Genomic DNA, 19,169 nt, shown 5'->3' with positions numbered 1-19,169 from the left:
CCTTCAAAGAATTTCAATGCAATCACCGCTTGAAATGCCACATTCATTTAATTTTTGATGGCCTGCAAATACCACGTTTTTATTCGGAACGCGAACCCAGTATCCTTCTTTTGGTGTACTTGAAATTTTTTTAGCTTGCCATGCAATTTCAATCACTTTTTTTACAGAATGATAGTCTGATAGTCTCAAATCAAACCGCTCACCCGTATAGTGTTTTAGATCGATGGTCACTTCAATATACATATGATCTCACCTCAAAACATAGAAAAAGCGCCGTCATCTAAAAAAATGGGGCGCTCTTTTTATCTTATCACTCTTTGTATGAGCAAATTAACCGCGAATTTGGCTAGCGATTTGGTTGTCTGTATCTTCAAGAACGGTTGCAGAATCATCAAGCTGTTTAGCAATTTTGTTTAACAGATTCGACATTTCCACGAAAGATGGCTTTAGCTCTTCATATTGAGCGATAAATGCTTGGCTAGAAGCACCTTCCCACATATCTTGTAATTGATTTCTCATCATATCAAGGCGGCCAACTAGGTCTTGAACTTGCCCACTTTCATTATTATAGCGAGCAGCCATTTCACGAAGTTCTGCTGGAGTAACACGAATGATTCCTGACATCGATTTCTCTCCTTATGTATCGTTATAGATTTACTTTAATTGTAAGAAAGAATAGGGTTGAAGGTCAAAGAGAACTTGTAAGAACCAGAAAAAATAAGAATATATATCTACATATACCCCTAAAAAATTACAAAAAAACCTATAAAACAATGATTTTTATCACAGTAAATATGGCATAAACAGAGACAATTATACCTACATAATAGAAATATGTTCATTTATCATACAAAAAAAGCTAACAATTGTGATAAAGTTTGTTAGCTTCTATTTAAGATGAAAAGTAATTAAAAAGATTCTTATTTTCTTTTAGCATTTTTAATTCTTCTGGAATAAGAAGTTTTGAAAGCGGGGTATCTGGATTTAGTAAAATTGCCGTATTCTCGTTTATCTCTTGCAATAAATCAGAAAATTTAATCACTGCAGCTCTTTCTTCTTTTAACATCTTCTCAAATGGATAATTAGATGAAAAGGCAGGTAAATATATTTTCTGATTCTTTTCCATTACTCGTACACGCTTGTAAAAGTCAGCAGACTTTTCATTACCTGATACTTCGATACATAACAGGTTGCTTTTCATTAGTTCTTTATAGAAATGTCCAATTTCTCTATTATCTTTCATTGCTTCAATTAAAGCTTTTTCTAATGAATTAAAAGAACTACCCATATTTTTCAATTCCATGCTGTATATTTTTTGAGTCGTTAAACGTCTGTAAGAAAGAAACTTGTTGATTAGTTAACAGTTTTTTGTACAGACCGCCTTTTTCTCGTTTATTCATCTGATCTTATTACACCTCAAACTTCATAAATTTTCAATCAATTACATCGCGCTTTCTTTGCATGGAGCGCAGTAACTATTCTTCTTCGTTCCAAGTTTTCATAAAGGAATTCTCACTTTCCCTTTCATTCCCCTGCAAAATCTAGATTTTGAGCTAAATTTGTTCTATCTTCTATTTTTTGAAGGCCTTTACCACCCAATATGCCTAAACCCATTTGGATAACACCGTATGTGAAAAACTCTGTGCGAGTATGCAAATCACCGCTTGCTACTTTTTCTTCCCATGAATTCGAAAGTGATGCCCACATCATGTCTAGCGTCTCTAAAGGTTGCGTAATTTCAGCTCGCATCGTTTCAAAAGTTCCCCATTCCGAAAGAGACTTAATCCCTTCCCATGTATCCTTAACCCCCGTTGTGGCACCGTCCCACACGCTGCTCCAAAACTCTGTCCAACCACCGGATAGCTCATCTGCTTCTTTTAGTTTTTCAGCTGTTTCGCTAACGAGGAGGTAAGCACTTTCAGTTAGCGATTCAATTTTTCCAATAATTTGCTGAATTTCCTCTTGTAAATTTAGAATAGACTCAACGTTTGCCACGGATAAAAAGTGCAGATTCGTGGATTCCCAGCTTAAACGCTGCAACGCATCTTCTGCTTCTCCTCTCGAGTGCTTAATGCGCTCTGAAAACCGCTCCAAGTCTTCAAAATTCACTTTAATTTCCATGTATACACCCTCTTTCCTATCGATATGTTTCATTTACATATATTAAAAGCCTACTAGATAGCCTCTGCTTCTTCTCTTAGCCTCAACATTTCGTGATGCAATGAGCGGTATAGCTCGTCTCGAACGTCATATAACCGATAAGCTGTCTGTAAGATTTCATTATTAACATTCTCATAAGAGTCTTTCGAACGGCCAGACCATTCAGAAGTATACTGTTGATGAGCATTTTGAAGGGCATATAGCATTTCTTCAAAACGATTAATAATTTGTTGGACCGTCTCTAAATACAGCTCAAGCTTTTCAACATCTCGATTATATTCCATTCGCTTTCTGTTGCGATCCATATCGTCAAAGAAGTCATCCATCGCATCAATCAAAATATCCCACGTCCTTATTCCTTTATTATTAGAAGTCTCTTAAAGTAATGTTAAAATAAGGTTATCCAAAACAAAATGCATCGTTTAAACTATTTTCAATAATAGGATAATATATCTATATGATTTTTTACCCAAAAGAAAGCAACGCCCTTTAGCTTATAGGCGTTGCTTTTTAAACTCTTATTACTTTATCACAATCAAAATTCTTTTGAAAAGCAAATAAAGAGATTATTTCTTTTTACTATGTTTATGAGAAGATGTTTTGTTATTTGTCTTTTTTCTAGGCTTGTAACTTTGCCTTTTTTCTTGCTTTGTACCTTCTTCTACAACTTCACCCATATACAGTTCTTTCTTTGCTAGTTCAATTTTCAACTCGCGTGCAATTTGCTTTAGCTCTCTCTCTTCACGCTCTGTTACAAGTGAAATGACCGTTCCCTCAGCCCCAGATCTTCCCGTACGTCCTGATCTGTGCACATATTGTTCAACACTTTGAGGAACATCTACATGAATAACGTGTGACAGCTCTTTAATATCAAGGCCACGTGCCGCTACATCCGTCGCTAATAAGATTGGAAACTCGCCTTTACGAAATGACGTTAAAACCTTTGAGCGATCAAGCTTTCGCGTTTCGCTATGAAGCGACCCTACGTTAAGCTTCTTAAACTTCAGCTTTTCTTCAAAAGTAGATAACGTTTCAATCCCTTTGAAAAAGGCTAGAGCTTTCATTGGTCCCTGATGCGCAAGCTTACGAAGTACTTCTACCTTATCTCTACCTTCACTTACGATATACATATGCTCAACTTTTGGAGCAGGAAGTTCATCTCTATTTACTTGAACGAAAAGAGGGTCATTCATTAATTCCTTAGCTAATATTTGCGTATGCTGGGATAGCGTGGCTGAAAACACAAGAAGCTGACGGTCACTTGGAGCCATTTTAACAATACCTTGTACCGTTTGAATATGTTCAGACACAAACAACTGGTCGGCTTCGTCAATAACGATTGTTTTCACTTCATGCATCTTCACTTTTTTCATTTTAATCAGCTCTTGAATGCGGCCAGGTGTTCCAACGATTAGGTTAGGACGTTTTTTCAACTTTTCCACTTGACGCTTAATGTTCGCTCCACCAATAAGCGCTGCGCTAGAAATTCCGCTTCCTTGCCCCCATGTTTGAATTTCACTATGAATCTGCATAACAAGCTCATGAGAAGAAGCTAAGATTACAGCTTGAATATGAGATGGTCCTGGCTTAATGTCATGTAAAATTGGCAGTAGATAAGCAAGGGTCTTACCCGTACCTGTTGGCGATTCGCCCATTACATCTCTTTTATTTAAAATTTCTGGTATAGCTTTTGTTTGGATAGCCATTGGCTGTTCAAAGCCTGCCTTCTTCCACGCTTCTTGCAAGAAAGGCTGTAGCTGTTCAATAAATTGACTCATATCTTTTCTCCTTTGTCGTTCATCTATTATAAATGCGTAAAGCATCCGTTTCACCTTCAATAGAAGTCCCACCTATGATACACCATTGATTCGTTGAAATACAATGCTTCACGTGAGTATTCATAAGAAAAGCATTGAAAACGCGTCAAAACAATGCATTTTCAATGCTCTTTTCTTGGGACTATCTTAAAATTGGAAGCCTCATTGTAATGGTAGTTCCTGCACCAGTAACGGACCTTACAATAATATGGCCACCATGGAGCTCACAAATGGCTTTGGCAATGTTCATTCCAAGACCCGATCCCTCTTTTTTTTCACTTGTATTTGTTCCCCGGTAATAACGCTCAAAAAGGTTTTCAAGTACGGTTTCATCCATTCCTACTCCATCATCCTTCACTTCGATAGAAATAAAGTCTGTTTCTACAAAAATTGATAGTTTAATAGTAGTATGAGGTGGATTATGCTTGATTCCATTAAAAATGATATTATCAAGCATTCTCTCAAACCAACGTTTATCAACCTTTACTAAAACCTTTTCATTTAAAGGTTTATAAACAAAATGAACATCCTGAATTGTTCGATCATTTACAAACTTTAACACCACATTTTGGAGAAGTTGATTAATTTCTAAAGGTTTAGCCTCTAAAGGAATAGCTTGATTTTTTAGTTTAAAGGCTAACGAAAAATCCTCTACCAGCTCAACCATATATTCTCCTTTTTGACGAAGCGTCTCACCAATTTCTTTCAGCTCTGCTTCCGTCCATTTATACTGCCCACTTTCAAGCATATGACCATAGCCTTGAATAGTCGAAATGGGCGTTCTTAAATCGTGAGAAATGCCTGTCATCCACTCCTCTCTCGTCAATTCGAGCTTTGTTCGCTCTTTTTCAGCGACGCTGAGCTTTTCTGCCATCTTATAGAAAGCTTTTATGACTTCTTCATATAAACGGTACTGGAATCGAACTTTTCCATTTTTACGAAACACACGCTTTTTTTCTTTATCTGTTAGTACTTCTGAATAGTTACCATTTCCCATTCTTTCAAGCCAGCTGGTAAACAATAGAAGCGGACCTCCGTATCGAAAAGCATTCCATACGGCAAACGCAATGGTGGCCAACAATACAGTGACTGCAATGACAATAACTACAATAATAATTTGTTTAATAACAGATGCATTCACAATATCCGTATGCTGGCGGTTAGGAGTATGAAAAACCCACGTGTACCCCGTCTTTTTATCATAAAAATTAGTGGTGGTTGTATCATATTTACCTGGTTCAAACTTGCGACCAATTAACTCTAAAGGACGATATCTTGCTTCTCGTTCTTCTCTAAATGCAACAACGATATGGCCTGTTGAATTTAAAATTTGCAGACTCGCATTGTTTTTCACTATTTCCTGCGTAATATCCTTTTGTTCTTTTTCATTCGGCAACTTTCCTTGATACTTTTCATAGATATTCTGTAATTCATCCCGTAAGTCATTTTCATACCCAAGGACATAGTAAGAAGGTACGTCAAAAAATTTCTCAAACGAAGTAACAACCTGATACTCTTTTAGTTTCTTTGTTTCTTCCATTTGTATAAGTTCAGCCACTGAATATCTATCTGGAAAGCCTTCCGGAGTATTTACTTCACCGATGACCTTTCCACTTTCATTAATAACTTGATACCACATATTTTCCTTTACAATTTGCTTTTGAATCTTTTCTGGTATTACTGCGTGGTCTTCTGTAACATCAGTATCTGTAACAAGAAGGCTAAGAGTGCCTGAAGGAAAGTCATGTTTAATTTCTTCGTTTGAAAGATAAAAAGCAAGAATAAAAAACACTGCGCATAACAGCAGTAGTATGCAAACAAACAAGGAGATAAACTGAAAAGAGAAATGGAAGGTTAGTCTTCTTTTAATTGATTTCACGATGTTTTTCCACGGACCAGCTTATATCCAAGTCCTCTTACGGTAAGAAGATGCTTTGGACTTCCTGGATTTTCTTCAATTCGCTCTCGAATTCTACGAATATGAACAGTGACTGTATTTTCATCAACAAACTGATTGTATCCCCAAACCGCTTCTAAAAGCTGTGACTTAGATAATACAATGTTGACGTTTTTACAAAAATGAAGTAGCAACAAAAAAACCTGAGCGGGACAAGCTACAACCTTTCCATTCACAATTAATTCGCCTGCTGTTTCATCAACTATAAAGTGATCAAACGTATAGCGCTTCACCATTGAAACAGATTGGCCATGCTTTGATTTTTCAAGAAGCGCTTCCTTCCGCCGTAATCTTGCTTTAATTCGAGCTGCGATTTCTAATGGGTTAAACGGCTTCGTCACATAGTCATCCCCACCAATCGCAAACCCAGTTAATACATCTAAATCCGATACCTTGGCCGTTACAAACAGAATATAGGCGTTTGATAGTTCTCGGATTTTTGGACAAATATCAAAGCCGCTCTTATCAGGTAACATGACGTCTAATAAAATAATATCAACTGAATGTTTTTGTAATACATCTAGTGCTTCTTTTGCATTATACGCTTTATATATATGTTGAAAACCCTCTTTATTCAGTACCGTTTCCATCATTTTCACAATGGCCACCTCGTCATCCACTAATAAAATAGATGCTTTATTCATCTTAGTCACCTCTTTATCTTATTATCCGTTTTCGATTTTATCATAGCAACATTACGAAAAGATTAACATTATTAGGGAATATTAATGAGATGATAATCTACTGTTTACGTTCTTGAAAATATGCGGCCATATACTGAATACATAGATTAACAGAAAAGAGGCTTTTGATATGGACACAAAACGTGTGACGCTAATTGATAGCATGAGAGGATTTAGTTTATTTGGTATCTTACTCGCTAATATGCTCATTTTCCAGTACGGAATTTATGGAAAAGATGCGATTCACTTATTCTCTTTATCGGAAAGCGATATGGGTGGATATTACTTTTTAAAAATAGTTGTTGAAGGAAGCTTCATGCCAATTTTCACTTTTTTATTTGGGTATTCAATGGTCAAAATGCAAGAGGGCTTAAAGCGAAAACAGCTGAGTGTGAAACGTCACTTTTCTCGACGTTTTATCTTGCTTTTGGCAATGGGTATGTGCCATGGAATTTTCCTTTGGGAAGGTGATATTCTTGCTTTTTACGGGATGATTGGCTTCTTTTTATTATTTTTCTTTTTAAACCGTAAGCCAAAAACGCTGCTACTATGGGCTGCACTGTTATTTCTTTTAGTTGGGGCATCAAGTTACGGATCGTTAAATGAAACAACTGAATTCTTAATGGATAAGGATAATTTAGCAACTTACGTCAAAGAATCTATTTCAATCTATGGTTCTGGAACCTATACAGAAATTAGCGATTATCGTAATAACTCCGATGAGCCGTTAAACATTGATGGAACCAAACTGGCATTGATCTTTTTACTAGCTCCATTTGCTACAGCACCTTTATTTCTACTCGGTATGTATGCAGGAAAGAAAGGTTGGTTTCAAAGTCCAGCACTGCATCAAAAGCGTTATGGACGCCTGGCCGTCATTTTAATCCCTATCAGTTTACTTTTTAAAGCTACTGCGCATGTGTGGCCAGATGCTAGCTGGGCAGGTATTCCAAGTGCTTTTGGATTAAATCTGCTATCGCTCGGCTATATGTTTGGGTTTGCATGGGTTTATTGCAAGCTTGAGAAATCCACTCTGATGAAGGCTTTTGAAAGCGTTGGCCGCCTTTCACTAAGCAACTACTTGTTCCAAACGGTGATCTGCACCACTATTTTTTATGGATATGGCCTAGGGCAGTTCGGAACATTTGGCATGATTAAAGGCATTGCACTATGTACAACAATCTATTTCATTCAGCTCGTTTTCAGTTTGCTTTATTTACGTAAGCTTAAAGTTGGCCCTGTCGAACAGCTGCTTCGTATGTGGACGAATTTATCATGGAGTGGCAAAGCAACCATGAAGAAAACATTTATAGATAATAGTAACAAATCTGTGATTTAATCGATTTTCATAGGAGGATTTATTGATGTGGGCTATTAGTACAAAAGAGTTTCAAGGGTTATTTAAAAGTATTCGATCTATTATTATTATTCTATCTATTCTCGGAGTATCCTACGGATTAGCTCATCTCATGGAGCAATTTGAAACCCAATTAACGCAGACACAGTTTAAGGATGGCGCCAATAGCGGGATTATCATAATGCTATTAGTATTCGGCCCGCTTTTTGTTTCAAGCCTCTCTCACGGCTTAATAAATCAGGAAGTAAAATCCCGAACAATGAGATTTTTAGCTACAAAAGCCTCTAGAGAACACATTATTTTAGGAAAGTTTTTAGGGGTTTGTCTCTTTTGGTTTACGTGTATTACGGCATCATTTTTCTTAATTGCGCTTGTTTCACACAGCTTTTCTTTGTCCATATTTTTCGAGTGTATCTTGTTTGCCACTTGTATCATCTCATTAGTTCTCATGATTTCAACATTAATTTCTAATCCAGCTCATACGATGTTTTTTACAATAGTTTTATCTGTCGCTTTACCAGCAATAAGCATTTGGAGCATATTTTCATCTAAGCTATATATTACATGGTTTAAATATATAACCCCATACTATTATATCTATCTAGGAAAGGGCTATATACTGATACTCTTAGCATTTGTCGGCTTGTTTATAACAATCAGCTTGCTTCATTTTAAAAGGAGAGAACTATGATGTATGCAATTGAAACATATAACCTAACTAAGCAATATGGTGATAAAATCGCTGTTAATCATATTAGTTTAAAAGTTTCTTCAGGAGAAATCTTTGGATTTCTAGGTCGAAATGGAGCTGGTAAATCTACTTTTATTAACATGTTAACAGGTATTTCTTTACCTTCTCAAGGAGAGTTTAAACTTCTAGGCAAGCCAATGAGCCAAAAACAAAGAAAGCAAATTGGGGTACTCCCTGACTATTCAACTTTTTATGACCATATGACAGCTTTACAACACTTGCGTTACTTCTCAAAAGTACAAGGAATTAAGCTATCTATAGAAGAAGCTTCTACCTTTCTAAAAAAGGTCGGCCTTTTAGGTTCCCAACATCAAAAGGTAAAGAATTTTTCATTTGGAATGAAAAAGAAATTAGGTATTGCTCAGGCCATTTGTTCCAACCCTACGCTCATTTTTCTGGATGAACCAACTTCAGGAGTCGATATGGAATCCGCACTTTCTATTCATACGCTCATTAAAGAGCTGCAGGCAGAAGGAAAAACTATCTTTATGACCTCACATAATTTACATGAAGTAGAAAAACTATGTACTCGCATAGCCATTATGAAGGACGGCGAGATTGTAACAGAGGGGACCATGGAAGACCTTCGCTCTCAACATCAAAAAAAGAAAAGGGTTGTAATTAAGCATGACCCTTACCCAACAAATCAATCTAAGTCAATTAAGCAACTGTTTCGTACTCTAAGCCCTAAGTTTGAATGTGGACATACGGAGACAACGGTTATGTTAACAAGCAGAAAGAATATTCCGTTTCTCATTCGTGAGCTTACACAATTAGATGTCAATCTTTATAAAGTAGAAGTGGAGGAACCTTCTTTAGAAAATATATTCTTGCAAGAAAACACCTCACCAACTTTACATGTAAACAATTAATAAAAAGCCCCCGCCTTTATCAAAGCGGGGGCTGTACAAGTACTATTCATTAGCTAAAGGCAATGATACTGTTACCAATGTTCCTTTTCCTTTTTCACTCTCAAATTCAATTTCACCTTGGTGACGTTCAATAATTTTAAAACAAACGGCTAGCCCCAGTCCTGTACCTGCTTCTTTGGTTGAATAAAAAGGTGTCCCAACTTGTTCAACTCTCTCTTCACTCATGCCAATTCCTGTATCCCTGAACTGAATAACGGCAAAACCTTCTTCTTCAGCTAATGTTACAATAATCTCACCTTGATTAATTATTGCTTCAATACTATTTTTAATAATATTAATAAATACTTGTTTTAGCTGATTAGGATCTGACATAACGTACAGGTCTCTCTTTGAGTCATAATGAGCAATTAAAGAAATGTTATTAAAATTTGCTTGAGCTTCCATTAAGATTAACACTTGCTTTAACACTTCGTTTAAATTGGTTATCTCAAAAGCTACATGCTGTTTTTTACCTAAAATAAGCATCTCACTAGAAATTAAATTAATTCGATCAATTTCAGCCATCATGATGTCAAGGTAACGTTCATCTACTTGCTTTGTAGCCTGCATGACTTGTACAAATCCTTTTAATGAAGTAAGAGGATTTCTTACCTCATGAGCAACGGCGGCTGCCAGCTGACCAATTACAGACATTTTCTCAGAAGCAATCATAAGCTCTTCATCTCGACGATAATTCGTAATATCCCTGGCAATCATAAATACACCGACAACTTGACTATTAACGACGATTGGTAAAAGTGAACTTCTTAATAAGCGTACTTGCCCTTTTTGATTAATAATCTTTAATTCATACTTAGCACTCTCACCTTTTAAAACATTACGAAAATGTTCATGACAAAGACTTTGATCATCATCAGCGATTAATTCTGAGGTTTTCATCCCTTTTAGCTGTAATCTTGAATAACCTGTTATTTTTTCACCTTGAGGGTTAGTAGAGAGAACTTGCCCTTCTTTACTAATCTCAAATACTGCATCCGGGTTATGTTTAAATAATGATTGATAGTGTTCATGGCTAGTTAGAAGTTCATAATCCTTTTTGGATAACTCATCCTGTGATTGAAGCAAATGATATGCACGACGATAGACTAACCCGTATAGAATAATACCTGTCGCCAACATGAAGAACCAGCCTTTATACTGTTGAAAAAAGATATATAATTCGAACTTATCTTGAGCAAGAATACGAGACAACTTATCAGAAATAAGAATCCATACGGCTCCCGTTATAATGTACATCACTGCAATCTTCAGTGCTGCTTTACGAGCATCTTTTATCAATGTTTATCCACCTATTATTTTTTATAGTTTTTGATGTCAGAGCAAAAAAGTAATTTACTTTTCATTAAACCCACTTCTTTATCCTTTATGTTAAACGTTTGCAACTAAAAAAACACCTGTTTTTTAGTTACAAAGTGAAAATACCAGACAATGGCTCCTGGACTACTATGATAGGTAATTACTTAATATATGTTTTTGCTTTTCATTATAAATATAAGCATAAACAGGACGGCCAATCGTTCCATAGGTCATTCGTTCTCCAAGAACACCAATATCGGTCAAAAATTTTAAATATTTGCGAACCGATACTCTAGAAATGCCTGATTTTTCAGCAATATCATCCGTTGAAAAAGCCTCACCACTAAATTCTTCTATTTTCTGAATAACAACTTCAAGGGTACCCGTTGTAAGCCCTTTTGGTAAGGTTTCTGCTTCAACTTCATCTGCACTATGTGAAGTGAACAACTCGTCCACTTCCTGTTGGTTCATCCTAGACTGTGATTTCATTGTATAGAATTTATTTTTATATGCGACTAATGCTTGTTGAAAACGGCTGAACGTAAACGGCTTAATTAAGTATTCAATTGCGCCATTTCGCAACACTTGTTGAATTGTTTTCATGTCGGAAGCAGCTGTTATAGCAATAACGTCCACTTCTTTCTGTTCTTTCCGAATATATGTCAACAGCTCTAATCCATTTTGACCTGGCATAAAAATATCAAGCAAAATCAAGTCAACGTGCACTTCTTCTAATTGACTGATTGCATCCTTCACGGAATGAGCGACACCCGCTACTGAAAATCCATCAATATCTTCAATATACTTTTGATTAAACTGCGCTACCATCGGATCATCTTCTACAATTAAAATGTTAATCATGTTGCTCTACCCTTCCTTTATATATAAGGTTTATTGAAAATGTTGTTCCGCTATTAACAAATGAGTCAATCATTAGCTCACCTTGTAAGGCATCGATGCTTTGTTTCACTAGATATAATCCAAAGCCTCGATTAGCACCCTTTGTTGAAAAACCTTTTTCAAATATCCGAGTAAGCTTATCTGATGACATTCCATAGCCATTATCTGAAACCTCAATTGCCAAACGTTCATTTTCATACTTTAATACTACGCCTACTTTTTTTGATTTTTTATTATCTTTAACGGCATCAATTCCGTTATCTACTAAGTTGCCAATAATGGTAATAAGATGATGTGTAAGCTGTGAATCTTGGGGCTCTGGAATTTGATTAATCACTTCCATGCTTAACTGCACTTGTTCTTCCCTAGCATAGCTCATTTTCCCCATTAAAAAGCCAGCTAATGCTAGATCTTTTATTTGTTTCGTTACCGAATTTACTTCCCCGTACCTGTGATCAACAAGTTCATGGATATATTTTGAAAGTTCATCATGATACCCCATTTGTACCATTCCTAAGATAACATGTAGCTTATTCATAAACTCATGGGACTGAGCACGTAACGCTTCAACATACGTTTTAACACCTGTAAGCTGCTCAGCTAGCACATTCACTTCCGTTTTATCACGAAATGTTGATAAAGCTCCTACCGCTTCGCCATCTACAAGCAGCGGTACGCGGTTTACAACGATTGAAATACCATTGACTACTTGCTCTTCGTCATAATGAGATTCGCCTGTTGACAATACTTCCTCCAATCGTGAGCCTGGCATATAATCAGCAATCTTTAAGCCGATTGGCCGCCCCGATAAGCCCGCTTTTTTAAATAAGCGTACGGCCGATTTATTGGCTAGAGTAATCGTTCCTTCCTTATCAATCGCAAGAACACCCTCTCGAACGGACTGTAACATCATGCTTCTTTCCTCAAGGATTTTAGCAATGTTTGATGGTTCTAAACCGAATAACGTTCGCTTAATATAGGTTGCTAATAGGACAGCACCGATAATTCCAACTAATAATCCGAAAAGAGAACCAATTAAAATGCGTCGATGGTCTTCCTGAACAGCTTGCTCGACCTGAGCTAGCGAAATTCCTACAGCCACCGCACCAATTTGTTCACTGCGTTCATTATAAATAGGTACAAATGCTCTTAACGATTCATCTAACGTTCCTTTTGCAACTGATGTATACCGTTCACCTTGTAAGGCCTTTTTCTCATCTCCACCTTCAAAATGCTCTCCAATTTTAGCTTCATTGGGGTGAGACTGACGAATTCCATCCATATTCATGACTACAATAAACAACACACCTAGCTCTTCTTGAATGGAATTAGTATATGCTTGAATGTCTTCTGAATTTTTTTCTGCTAATCCTTTTCTTACCTCACTGGAGTTTGCAACAATTTTAGCCACATCGGTCGCTTTTTCTGCTTTTTGATTCCGAACGTTTTCCTCCGTTGAGTTACTGACTAACAAATCGGTTAATAATAATGACATTAAAACAACGATACATACAAGTAAAATGATGACTGATCGCAGCTTCATTCTTAATCCTTTGACCATTCGCATCAACCCTTTCTCTTTTTATAGTACACCAAAAAATCCTTATCCACATGTGGATAAGGATTTTTTGAGCAATTTGATGTTTATAACTTAGGACCTTTTCGATATTTAAACCAGCCCATTTTGTAAAAGGCAAAAACCATAACCCCTACCAGACCAATCATAATTCCAAGTACGATAAAGTAATTATATTTACCAGCGAGCTCTGGCATATATGAGAAATTCATTCCATACAAACCTGCGATAAACGTAAGAGGCAAGAAGATAGCTGACATCAGCGTCAGCGTAAACATAATGGAATTCATTCTGTCTGAGTTAATTGACATAAAGCTTTCTCGAATATCATTTGATAAATCTCGACTGGCATTCATGATTTCAATCATATTTAACAAATGATCATAAATATCGTTAAAATAACGCACCTGTTCTTTTTCTTTTAAAGCGTTTGTGGACATAATGCGGTAAATTAAATCACGCATTGGATTTAAAATTCTGCGCATTCGCGATAAATCACTGCGAATGTCATATAGATTTCTCATCAGTTCATCCATTGTTTCATTCTTTGCATTGTCTTCGATATCATCAATTTGATCTTCTAATCGGTAAAGTGTGGGGAAGTATTCATCTACTGTATGATCAAGCAGCTCATAAATAATTTCCCACGGATCATTCTCTACAACGTTTGGGTCCTTCTCTACAAGGTTTGTCACCCTAGCTACGCTTCTTAGCTTATCGACATGATACGTAACGACAAAATTATCTCCAATAAACGCTGACACCTCTAGGTTTTCTAATTCTTCTTTATGTAGCGCATAATATACTAAGAAATAGTGCTCATCATAAATTTCAAATTTTGCTCTTTGACCTTGATTTAAACAATCTTCAACGGCAAGTGGATGAAAATCAAACTTCTCTTCAAGAGCTTGCTGCTCTTGTTCTGTTGGATTATAAAAGTCAATCCAGTACCAGTCAATTGAAGGGTGAGCCTGCAATTCGTCAATTGTTAAATTGGTCAAAAGCTCTTCTTTTGTTTTGGCTAAAATTTTAATCATATGAAAACCTCTATTAGTTCTTTATGAACATTACTCATTACTTTTTACCTTCAGTACTGATATTACCCTGCTTTTATTGCATTCAAACATGCTAGCACCTTCCAAATAATTCAATTAAAAAAGTGGCACCCATTGAATGGTACCACTTTTCTGCATGACATCATTTAGAGAATTCATCTTTGACTTTTTGCAAGAGCTCTTTATTTGTTAGCAAGTCATATCCTGTTAACGCCATGGTTTTTGCCCCTAGAATAAGCGCTTCTTGTCCTTGTGGACTAAGAGCCGCTTCTCTAAATTCATGAGTATGACAAACAAAATATTCGTCACATATCTTAATGTATGGATGAATTGAAGGCACCACTTGGCTCACATTCCCCATGTCTAGTGAACCATGATCGCCTTGATCTTCAAAAATTTCTTCCGTTGACACGCCTAGCATCTGTAGATTTTGTGTATAAGCTGTTGATAATACTTCATTTGTCACCATATCATCATATGAAAATTCATAGTTTGAAATTTCCAATCGTGCTCCTGTGGATAAAGCTGCACCTTGTGCACAAGCTTTTACTCGCTCTGTTACCTCATTAACATACTTTCTATTAGATGCTCGCACATAGAATTGCGCTGTAGCATAGTCGGGTACAATATTAGCAGCCTTGCCTCCTTCAGGGATAACACCATGGATTCTGACATCTGGCTTCACATGCTGACGAAGAGCATTGATTCCATTAAATGTTTGAATAACTGCATCTAGCGCATTGATTCCTTCATGAGGTGCTGCTGCTGCATGTGCTGATTTTCCGAAAAACTCGAATTGAATAGCGTCCATTGCTAGTGATCTACCGCTTTTTTGGTGGCAATAATATGGATGAACCATCATAGCTGCGTCTAGATGGTTAAAAACACCCGCATCTGCCATCGTTACTTTACCACCCGTTGTTTCTTCTGCAGGTGTCCCGTATACATATACTTTACCGCCTGTCTCACTCAAAACTTTGCTCAATCCAATCGCTGCTGCAATGGCCATTGTACCAATCAAGTTATGGCCACAAGCATGTCCTAGTCCCGGTAGCGCATCGTATTCTGCCATAAAGCCAATTGACGGTCCTGGCTTATGACTATCATACACAGCCGTAAAAGCAGTAGCTAAATCACACGTCCCTATTTCCACCTCAAAATTATGCTTAGCTAACTCATTTGTGAGTGCTGTACAAGCTTTTACTTCTTCATGGCCAAGTTCCGGGTTATTTCCAATATATTGACTAATATCATAAAATGTTTGCTGTAACTCATCGATTGCTGAAATAATATTTTCCTTCATCACGCATTCCTCTTTCCTTTAGCCTCATTAAATATAAATACATACGATTTTATTATACATGTCATTCTAATGAAAAAAGCTCACTTTTTCAAAGATTGAAAAAGTGAGCTTGAAATTATGAAACTTGATTTTCATCTTTTTTGTATTCAGTTTCCCAGTAGTCTGCATTTTTGATTCCAAGCTTAACCGGATCAAATACCGGATTTAGCCCTTGCTTTTTCTGAGCTTCATAGTCTTTTAACGCCACAAGCGCTGGTTTTGCTAAAATTAAAATAGCTATTAAATTCAACCATACCATGATTCCTAGACCTGCGTCGCCAAGAGCCCAAGCAATATCAGCTGTTTTAACTGCTCCGTAAAATGTTGCACCTAATAATACAAACTTTAATACCAACATAGCCCACTTACCATTTTTTCCTCTTGTTAAATATGCAATGTTTGTTTCAGCGATATAGTAGTACGCCATAATCGTTGTAAATGCAAAGAAAAATAGTGCGATTGCTACAAACCCAGCTCCAAATCCAGGAATAAAGGAATCAATTGCTGCCTGTGTATATCCAGGACCTGCTTCTACACCTTCTAAATTTGAAACGATAAATGCACCATCGGGTGATTGTGTGTTATACATCCCCGTAAATAAAATCATAAACGCTGTTGCTGAACAAACTAGTAATGTATCGATATAAACGGAAAACGCTTGAACAAGACCTTGTTTCACTGGGTGAGATACCTCAGCTGCAGCTGCAGCGTGAGGGCCTGTTCCTTGCCCTGCTTCGTTGGAATAAATTCCACGCTTAACTCCCCATGAAACAGCTAAACCAACAATTCCACCAAAAGCTGACTCTAGTGCAAAAGCACTCTTGAAGATTAACGAAAGAACTGCTGGTAATTCAGTAATATTAATTGCAATAATAACTAAAGAAAGTGCGATATAAGCTAAAGCCATAAACGGCACAATAATTTGAGCTACTCCCGCGATGCGCTTAACTCCACCAAAGATAATCCCAGCTAATAAAATAATTAAGCCGATAGCTGTTACCGTTGGGCTAATGCTAAATGCATTATCTAGGCCTGCTGCGATAGAGTTAGATTGAACTCCAGGCATTAAGATGCTCATCGCTACCAGTGCTGCAATCGCAAAGATAACACCATACCATTTCATTCCAGTTCCTTTTTCAATATAGTAAGCTGGCCCCCCTCGATATTGTCCATCTTGCTTTACCTTATAAATTTGTGCCAGTGTTGATTCGATAAATGCACTTGAAGCACCAATGAAAGCTACGGCCCACATCCAAAACACTGCGCCCGGTCCACCGAACGTAATGGCTGTTGCTACCCCTGCAATGTTACCTGTACCCACACGCCCAGATAATGCTAATGCTAGTGCTTGGAAAGATGATACCCCTGCTTTTGAACTCTTTCCTTGAAACATGAGCTTAACCATTTCCTTTAGATGTCTAACCTGTAAAAAGCGAGTGAGAATGGAAAATAAAAGCCCGATCGCAAGACAACTATAGATAACCGGTGTACTCCATAGTACGTTATTTAAGCTTGCAACAAACTGTTCCAATAAAAATCCCCCTTATAACTTGCTAATTTTCTGTTTTTTTAAAATTATAAGTTATATTGTTTATTTTAACAATATAACTTTGATTATTTATTTTAAATTTAGTTATTTTATACAAAAATAAATAGTTTTTATAGATTCTATAACTATCTTTCATAAAAAGAAAGCGATATCATTTTTTTATAACTCTACGCATATTTTTATTCTCACGCCAGTTCTCTAAGAGAAACAAGCACCAAAGTTCCATTTTTTCATAAGTTGAGAGAAAAACGTTTATTAGAGAAAGTGGGCTTAAATATGAAAATTGAACCTTTGTTTTATCGACCGCTTGCCCTAGATCTTCTTTATATGTGTGTACTAAGCTATCAACAATATCAGCAAGCAGGTACGTTCGAGGTCCCAAAAGGGTATCAATTTATTAAAGCATTCCAAGCATCTGTCCTTGGAAAAAAAGAGTGGTTTGGGTTTATTTTAGAATCAGATGAGGCAATTGTTATTGCGTTTCGAGGAACCCAATCAGAAGCAAATTGGATTGCAGATGCTCAAATCCACCAGCGGCCTTACCCTTATACACAAAATGCAGGCCTTGTTCATGAAGGATTTTTAAACATTTATGAATCATGTCGAGATGAGATACTGTCCACGTACGCTACCTTACCAGCCAAGCCTCTTTATATTACCGGACACAGTCTTGGGGCTGCCCTCGCTACGCTGCATGCTCTTGATGTTGTGACCAACACAAATTTCCCAGGCGTCACCATGTACAACTACGCATCTCCACGAGTTGGAGATTTAAACTTTGTTCGTACTTATACAAGCTTAGTACCTGAGAGCCGATCGTTTATCAATACAACGGATATCGTCCCAAAACTTCCTCCTAAAGTATTTTATAACCCGTATACAAAAGAAACGATGTACTATGCAGATGACCCTTTAAAATTGTTATTTACGATTCAAGGGGGAAGTACGGTAGAAAATCATAGTCCTAAAACCTATAGCGTGGGTATCTGGACGATGTCTGATTATCCGATTCTTTCTCCAAATTAAAAAAGCAGGTGGAAGCACCTGCTTTTAGTTCATTTCTGCCTTTAACTCTTCAATCTGTAAAAGATGTCTCTTTTCATGATAACCTACAAACTCAATCCACTGAGCTAAATCCATATCACCAAAGATTGGATGAGGGAACGACTTTTTCTGTAGTTCCTCTGTCGCTACACGTTTAGTAATATCTTCTAGCTTCGTACGCGATGTTGCAAGCTTCATCTTCATTTCCTCTAACGTCTGTGGTTCTTCTGAAGGAGTGACCTGTGGAGGTGCAGGTACTTTCCGAGAACGATCCGTTGTTAAATGAAACGGCTTCTTTTGTGCTGACTTGTCCTCTCCATTTTGCAACTGATAATACACGCGAGCTACAATCATCTCTTCCATTAGATACAAGTGTTCTAATACCTGCATAATACTCCATTTTTCTTCTGATACTTTTTGATTTAATTCTTCATATGACAAAGTTGAAACAGTTTCTAGTAGTTCTTCACGAAAGGCTTGATTCGTATTCATAATGTCACTCCTTTATTATCTTTTTTTTATCGTATCAAATATTACTTTGTTCGAAAAATAATATCCTTTACCACAAAAATATTTTTAAAATCAAAAACATATCCTTGACTTTTAAACTAACATTGCGTAGAATTATGATTCTAACTTCAAAAAGAAGTAACTTGAGAGGATGTATTGTAAAATGCAAGGTAAAAATACTGGCATTCTACACATGTTTTTAAAAACAACTTACTCACACTGGATCGGCTTCGGAGCCGT

Annotated in this window: 19 protein-coding genes; 4 read left to right on the top strand and 15 right to left on the bottom strand. The window is 36.8% G+C overall.

All coding sequences use genetic code 11. The annotated features are described in order from the left end of the window. Positions 1 to 3 precede the first annotated feature (3 nt). From NIZ91_01895 to NIZ91_01860, 8 genes are all read right to left on the bottom strand, one after another. The gene (locus NIZ91_01895) at positions 4 to 243 is read right to left on the bottom strand and encodes a ubiquitin (GenBank protein USY55459.1); all 240 of its coding nucleotides are present in this window, start codon (positions 241 to 243) and stop codon (positions 4 to 6) included. A gap of 87 nt (positions 244 to 330) precedes the next feature. Beyond that, a complete protein-coding gene (locus NIZ91_01890; GenBank protein ID USY55458.1) occupies positions 331 to 624 on the bottom strand; it encodes a WXG100 family type VII secretion target in 294 nt (97 codons plus the stop codon). 268 nt (positions 625 to 892) lie between these two features. Next, the gene (locus NIZ91_01885) at positions 893 to 1,288 is read right to left on the bottom strand and encodes an SseB family protein (GenBank protein ID USY55457.1); all 396 of its coding nucleotides are present in this window, start codon (positions 1,286 to 1,288) and stop codon (positions 893 to 895) included. Positions 1,289 to 1,524: 236 nt separating this feature from the next. Beyond that, complete coding sequence (locus tag NIZ91_01880; protein USY55456.1) at positions 1,525 to 2,121, bottom strand: hypothetical protein; 597 nt, start codon at positions 2,119 to 2,121, stop codon at positions 1,525 to 1,527. 53 nt (positions 2,122 to 2,174) lie between these two features. After that, complete coding sequence (locus tag NIZ91_01875; protein USY55455.1) at positions 2,175 to 2,498, bottom strand: hypothetical protein; 324 nt, start codon at positions 2,496 to 2,498, stop codon at positions 2,175 to 2,177. A gap of 228 nt (positions 2,499 to 2,726) precedes the next feature. Beyond that, positions 2,727 to 3,938 (bottom strand): DEAD/DEAH box helicase, encoded by a 1,212-nt coding sequence (locus NIZ91_01870; GenBank protein ID USY55454.1) that lies wholly within the window; start codon positions 3,936 to 3,938, stop codon positions 2,727 to 2,729. A gap of 181 nt (positions 3,939 to 4,119) precedes the next feature. Further along, a complete protein-coding gene (locus NIZ91_01865) occupies positions 4,120 to 5,856 on the bottom strand; it encodes a HAMP domain-containing histidine kinase (protein USY55453.1) in 1,737 nt (578 codons plus the stop codon). After that, positions 5,853 to 6,578, bottom strand: coding sequence for a response regulator transcription factor (locus tag NIZ91_01860; GenBank protein USY55452.1), 726 nt, complete (start codon positions 6,576 to 6,578; stop codon positions 5,853 to 5,855). Before NIZ91_01860 ends, NIZ91_01865 begins: the two co-directional genes overlap by 4 nt. Before the next feature lie 169 nt (positions 6,579 to 6,747). Between NIZ91_01860 and NIZ91_01855 the strand changes: the two genes are divergently transcribed. Genes NIZ91_01855 through NIZ91_01845 form a run of 3 tightly spaced genes read left to right on the top strand, consistent with a single transcriptional unit; the run spans position 6,748 to position 9,597 of the window. After that, the gene (locus NIZ91_01855; protein ID USY55451.1) at positions 6,748 to 7,956 is read left to right on the top strand and encodes a DUF418 domain-containing protein; all 1,209 of its coding nucleotides are present in this window, start codon (positions 6,748 to 6,750) and stop codon (positions 7,954 to 7,956) included. A 25-nt stretch (positions 7,957 to 7,981) separates the two neighbouring features. Continuing rightward, on the top strand, positions 7,982 to 8,665 hold the full coding sequence (locus NIZ91_01850; GenBank protein USY55450.1) for an ABC transporter permease: 684 nt from the start codon (positions 7,982 to 7,984) through the stop codon (positions 8,663 to 8,665). Continuing rightward, positions 8,665 to 9,597: an ABC transporter ATP-binding protein gene (locus NIZ91_01845; GenBank protein USY57067.1), complete on the top strand. Its 933-nt coding sequence runs from the start codon at positions 8,665 to 8,667 to the stop codon at positions 9,595 to 9,597. Before NIZ91_01850 ends, NIZ91_01845 begins: the two co-directional genes overlap by 1 nt. 42 nt (positions 9,598 to 9,639) lie before the next feature. Here NIZ91_01845 and NIZ91_01840 read toward each other — a convergent pair whose 3' ends face one another. The 6 genes from NIZ91_01840 to NIZ91_01815 form a co-directional block, all read right to left on the bottom strand. Then, complete coding sequence (locus NIZ91_01840) at positions 9,640 to 10,935, bottom strand: ATP-binding protein (protein USY55449.1); 1,296 nt, start codon at positions 10,933 to 10,935, stop codon at positions 9,640 to 9,642. Between the two features lie 165 nt (positions 10,936 to 11,100). Continuing rightward, the gene (locus NIZ91_01835) at positions 11,101 to 11,814 is read right to left on the bottom strand and encodes a response regulator (GenBank protein ID USY55448.1); all 714 of its coding nucleotides are present in this window, start codon (positions 11,812 to 11,814) and stop codon (positions 11,101 to 11,103) included. Then, complete coding sequence (dcuS, locus tag NIZ91_01830) at positions 11,807 to 13,414, bottom strand: DcuS/MalK family sensor histidine kinase (GenBank protein USY57066.1); 1,608 nt, start codon at positions 13,412 to 13,414, stop codon at positions 11,807 to 11,809. The genes NIZ91_01835 and dcuS overlap by 8 nt, the downstream gene beginning before the upstream one ends. A gap of 83 nt (positions 13,415 to 13,497) precedes the next feature. After that, the gene (corA, locus tag NIZ91_01825; protein USY55447.1) at positions 13,498 to 14,466 is read right to left on the bottom strand and encodes a magnesium/cobalt transporter CorA; all 969 of its coding nucleotides are present in this window, start codon (positions 14,464 to 14,466) and stop codon (positions 13,498 to 13,500) included. 160 nt (positions 14,467 to 14,626) lie between these two features. Then, positions 14,627 to 15,787 carry a M20 family metallopeptidase gene (locus tag NIZ91_01820; protein USY55446.1) on the bottom strand — a complete coding sequence of 387 codons (1,161 nt, stop codon included), beginning with the start codon at positions 15,785 to 15,787 and terminating at the stop codon, positions 14,627 to 14,629. Between the two features lie 115 nt (positions 15,788 to 15,902). Beyond that, entirely contained in the window at positions 15,903 to 17,357 is a 1,455-nt protein-coding gene (locus tag NIZ91_01815; protein ID USY55445.1) for an alanine:cation symporter family protein, read from the bottom strand. A gap of 294 nt (positions 17,358 to 17,651) precedes the next feature. Here NIZ91_01815 and NIZ91_01810 point away from each other — a divergent pair, with 294 nt between their 5' ends. Continuing rightward, positions 17,652 to 18,401, top strand: a complete 750-nt coding sequence (locus NIZ91_01810; protein USY55444.1) for a lipase family protein — start codon at positions 17,652 to 17,654, stop codon at positions 18,399 to 18,401. A 24-nt stretch (positions 18,402 to 18,425) separates the two neighbouring features. Here the strand turns inward: NIZ91_01810 and NIZ91_01805 are convergent, their stop codons facing one another. Next, positions 18,426 to 18,911: a DinB family protein gene (locus NIZ91_01805; protein ID USY55443.1), complete on the bottom strand. Its 486-nt coding sequence runs from the start codon at positions 18,909 to 18,911 to the stop codon at positions 18,426 to 18,428. Between the last annotated feature and the right edge of the window lie 258 nt (positions 18,912 to 19,169).

Source organism: Bacillus sp. 1780r2a1 (assembly GCA_024134725.1).
GTDB classification, from domain to species: Bacteria; Bacillota; Bacilli; order Bacillales; family Bacillaceae_H; genus Priestia; species Priestia aryabhattai_A.
The sequence above is the reverse complement of the archived record's forward strand: the minus strand, read 5'-3'. Positions and strand labels throughout refer to the sequence as shown.

Coding starts and splice junctions, on each gene's coding strand:
- dcuS (USY57066.1), bottom strand. CDS start 13,414: ATGGTCAAAGGATTAAGAATGAAGCTGCGATCAGTCATCATTTTACTT.
- NIZ91_01845 (USY57067.1), top strand. CDS start 8,665: ATGTATGCAATTGAAACATATAACCTAACTAAGCAATATGGTGATAAA.
- NIZ91_01835 (USY55448.1), bottom strand. CDS start 11,814: ATGATTAACATTTTAATTGTAGAAGATGATCCGATGGTAGCGCAGTTT.
- NIZ91_01890 (USY55458.1), bottom strand. CDS start 624: ATGTCAGGAATCATTCGTGTTACTCCAGCAGAACTTCGTGAAATGGCT.
- NIZ91_01810 (USY55444.1), top strand. CDS start 17,652: ATGAAAATTGAACCTTTGTTTTATCGACCGCTTGCCCTAGATCTTCTT.
- NIZ91_01820 (USY55446.1), bottom strand. CDS start 15,787: ATGAAGGAAAATATTATTTCAGCAATCGATGAGTTACAGCAAACATTT.
- NIZ91_01860 (USY55452.1), bottom strand. CDS start 6,578: ATGAATAAAGCATCTATTTTATTAGTGGATGACGAGGTGGCCATTGTG.
- NIZ91_01850 (USY55450.1), top strand. CDS start 7,982: ATGTGGGCTATTAGTACAAAAGAGTTTCAAGGGTTATTTAAAAGTATT.
- NIZ91_01870 (USY55454.1), bottom strand. CDS start 3,938: ATGAGTCAATTTATTGAACAGCTACAGCCTTTCTTGCAAGAAGCGTGG.
- NIZ91_01805 (USY55443.1), bottom strand. CDS start 18,911: ATGAATACGAATCAAGCCTTTCGTGAAGAACTACTAGAAACTGTTTCA.
- corA (USY55447.1), bottom strand. CDS start 14,466: ATGATTAAAATTTTAGCCAAAACAAAAGAAGAGCTTTTGACCAATTTA.
- NIZ91_01880 (USY55456.1), bottom strand. CDS start 2,121: ATGGAAATTAAAGTGAATTTTGAAGACTTGGAGCGGTTTTCAGAGCGC.
- NIZ91_01895 (USY55459.1), bottom strand. CDS start 243: ATGTATATTGAAGTGACCATCGATCTAAAACACTATACGGGTGAGCGG.
- NIZ91_01885 (USY55457.1), bottom strand. CDS start 1,288: ATGGGTAGTTCTTTTAATTCATTAGAAAAAGCTTTAATTGAAGCAATG.
- NIZ91_01855 (USY55451.1), top strand. CDS start 6,748: ATGGACACAAAACGTGTGACGCTAATTGATAGCATGAGAGGATTTAGT.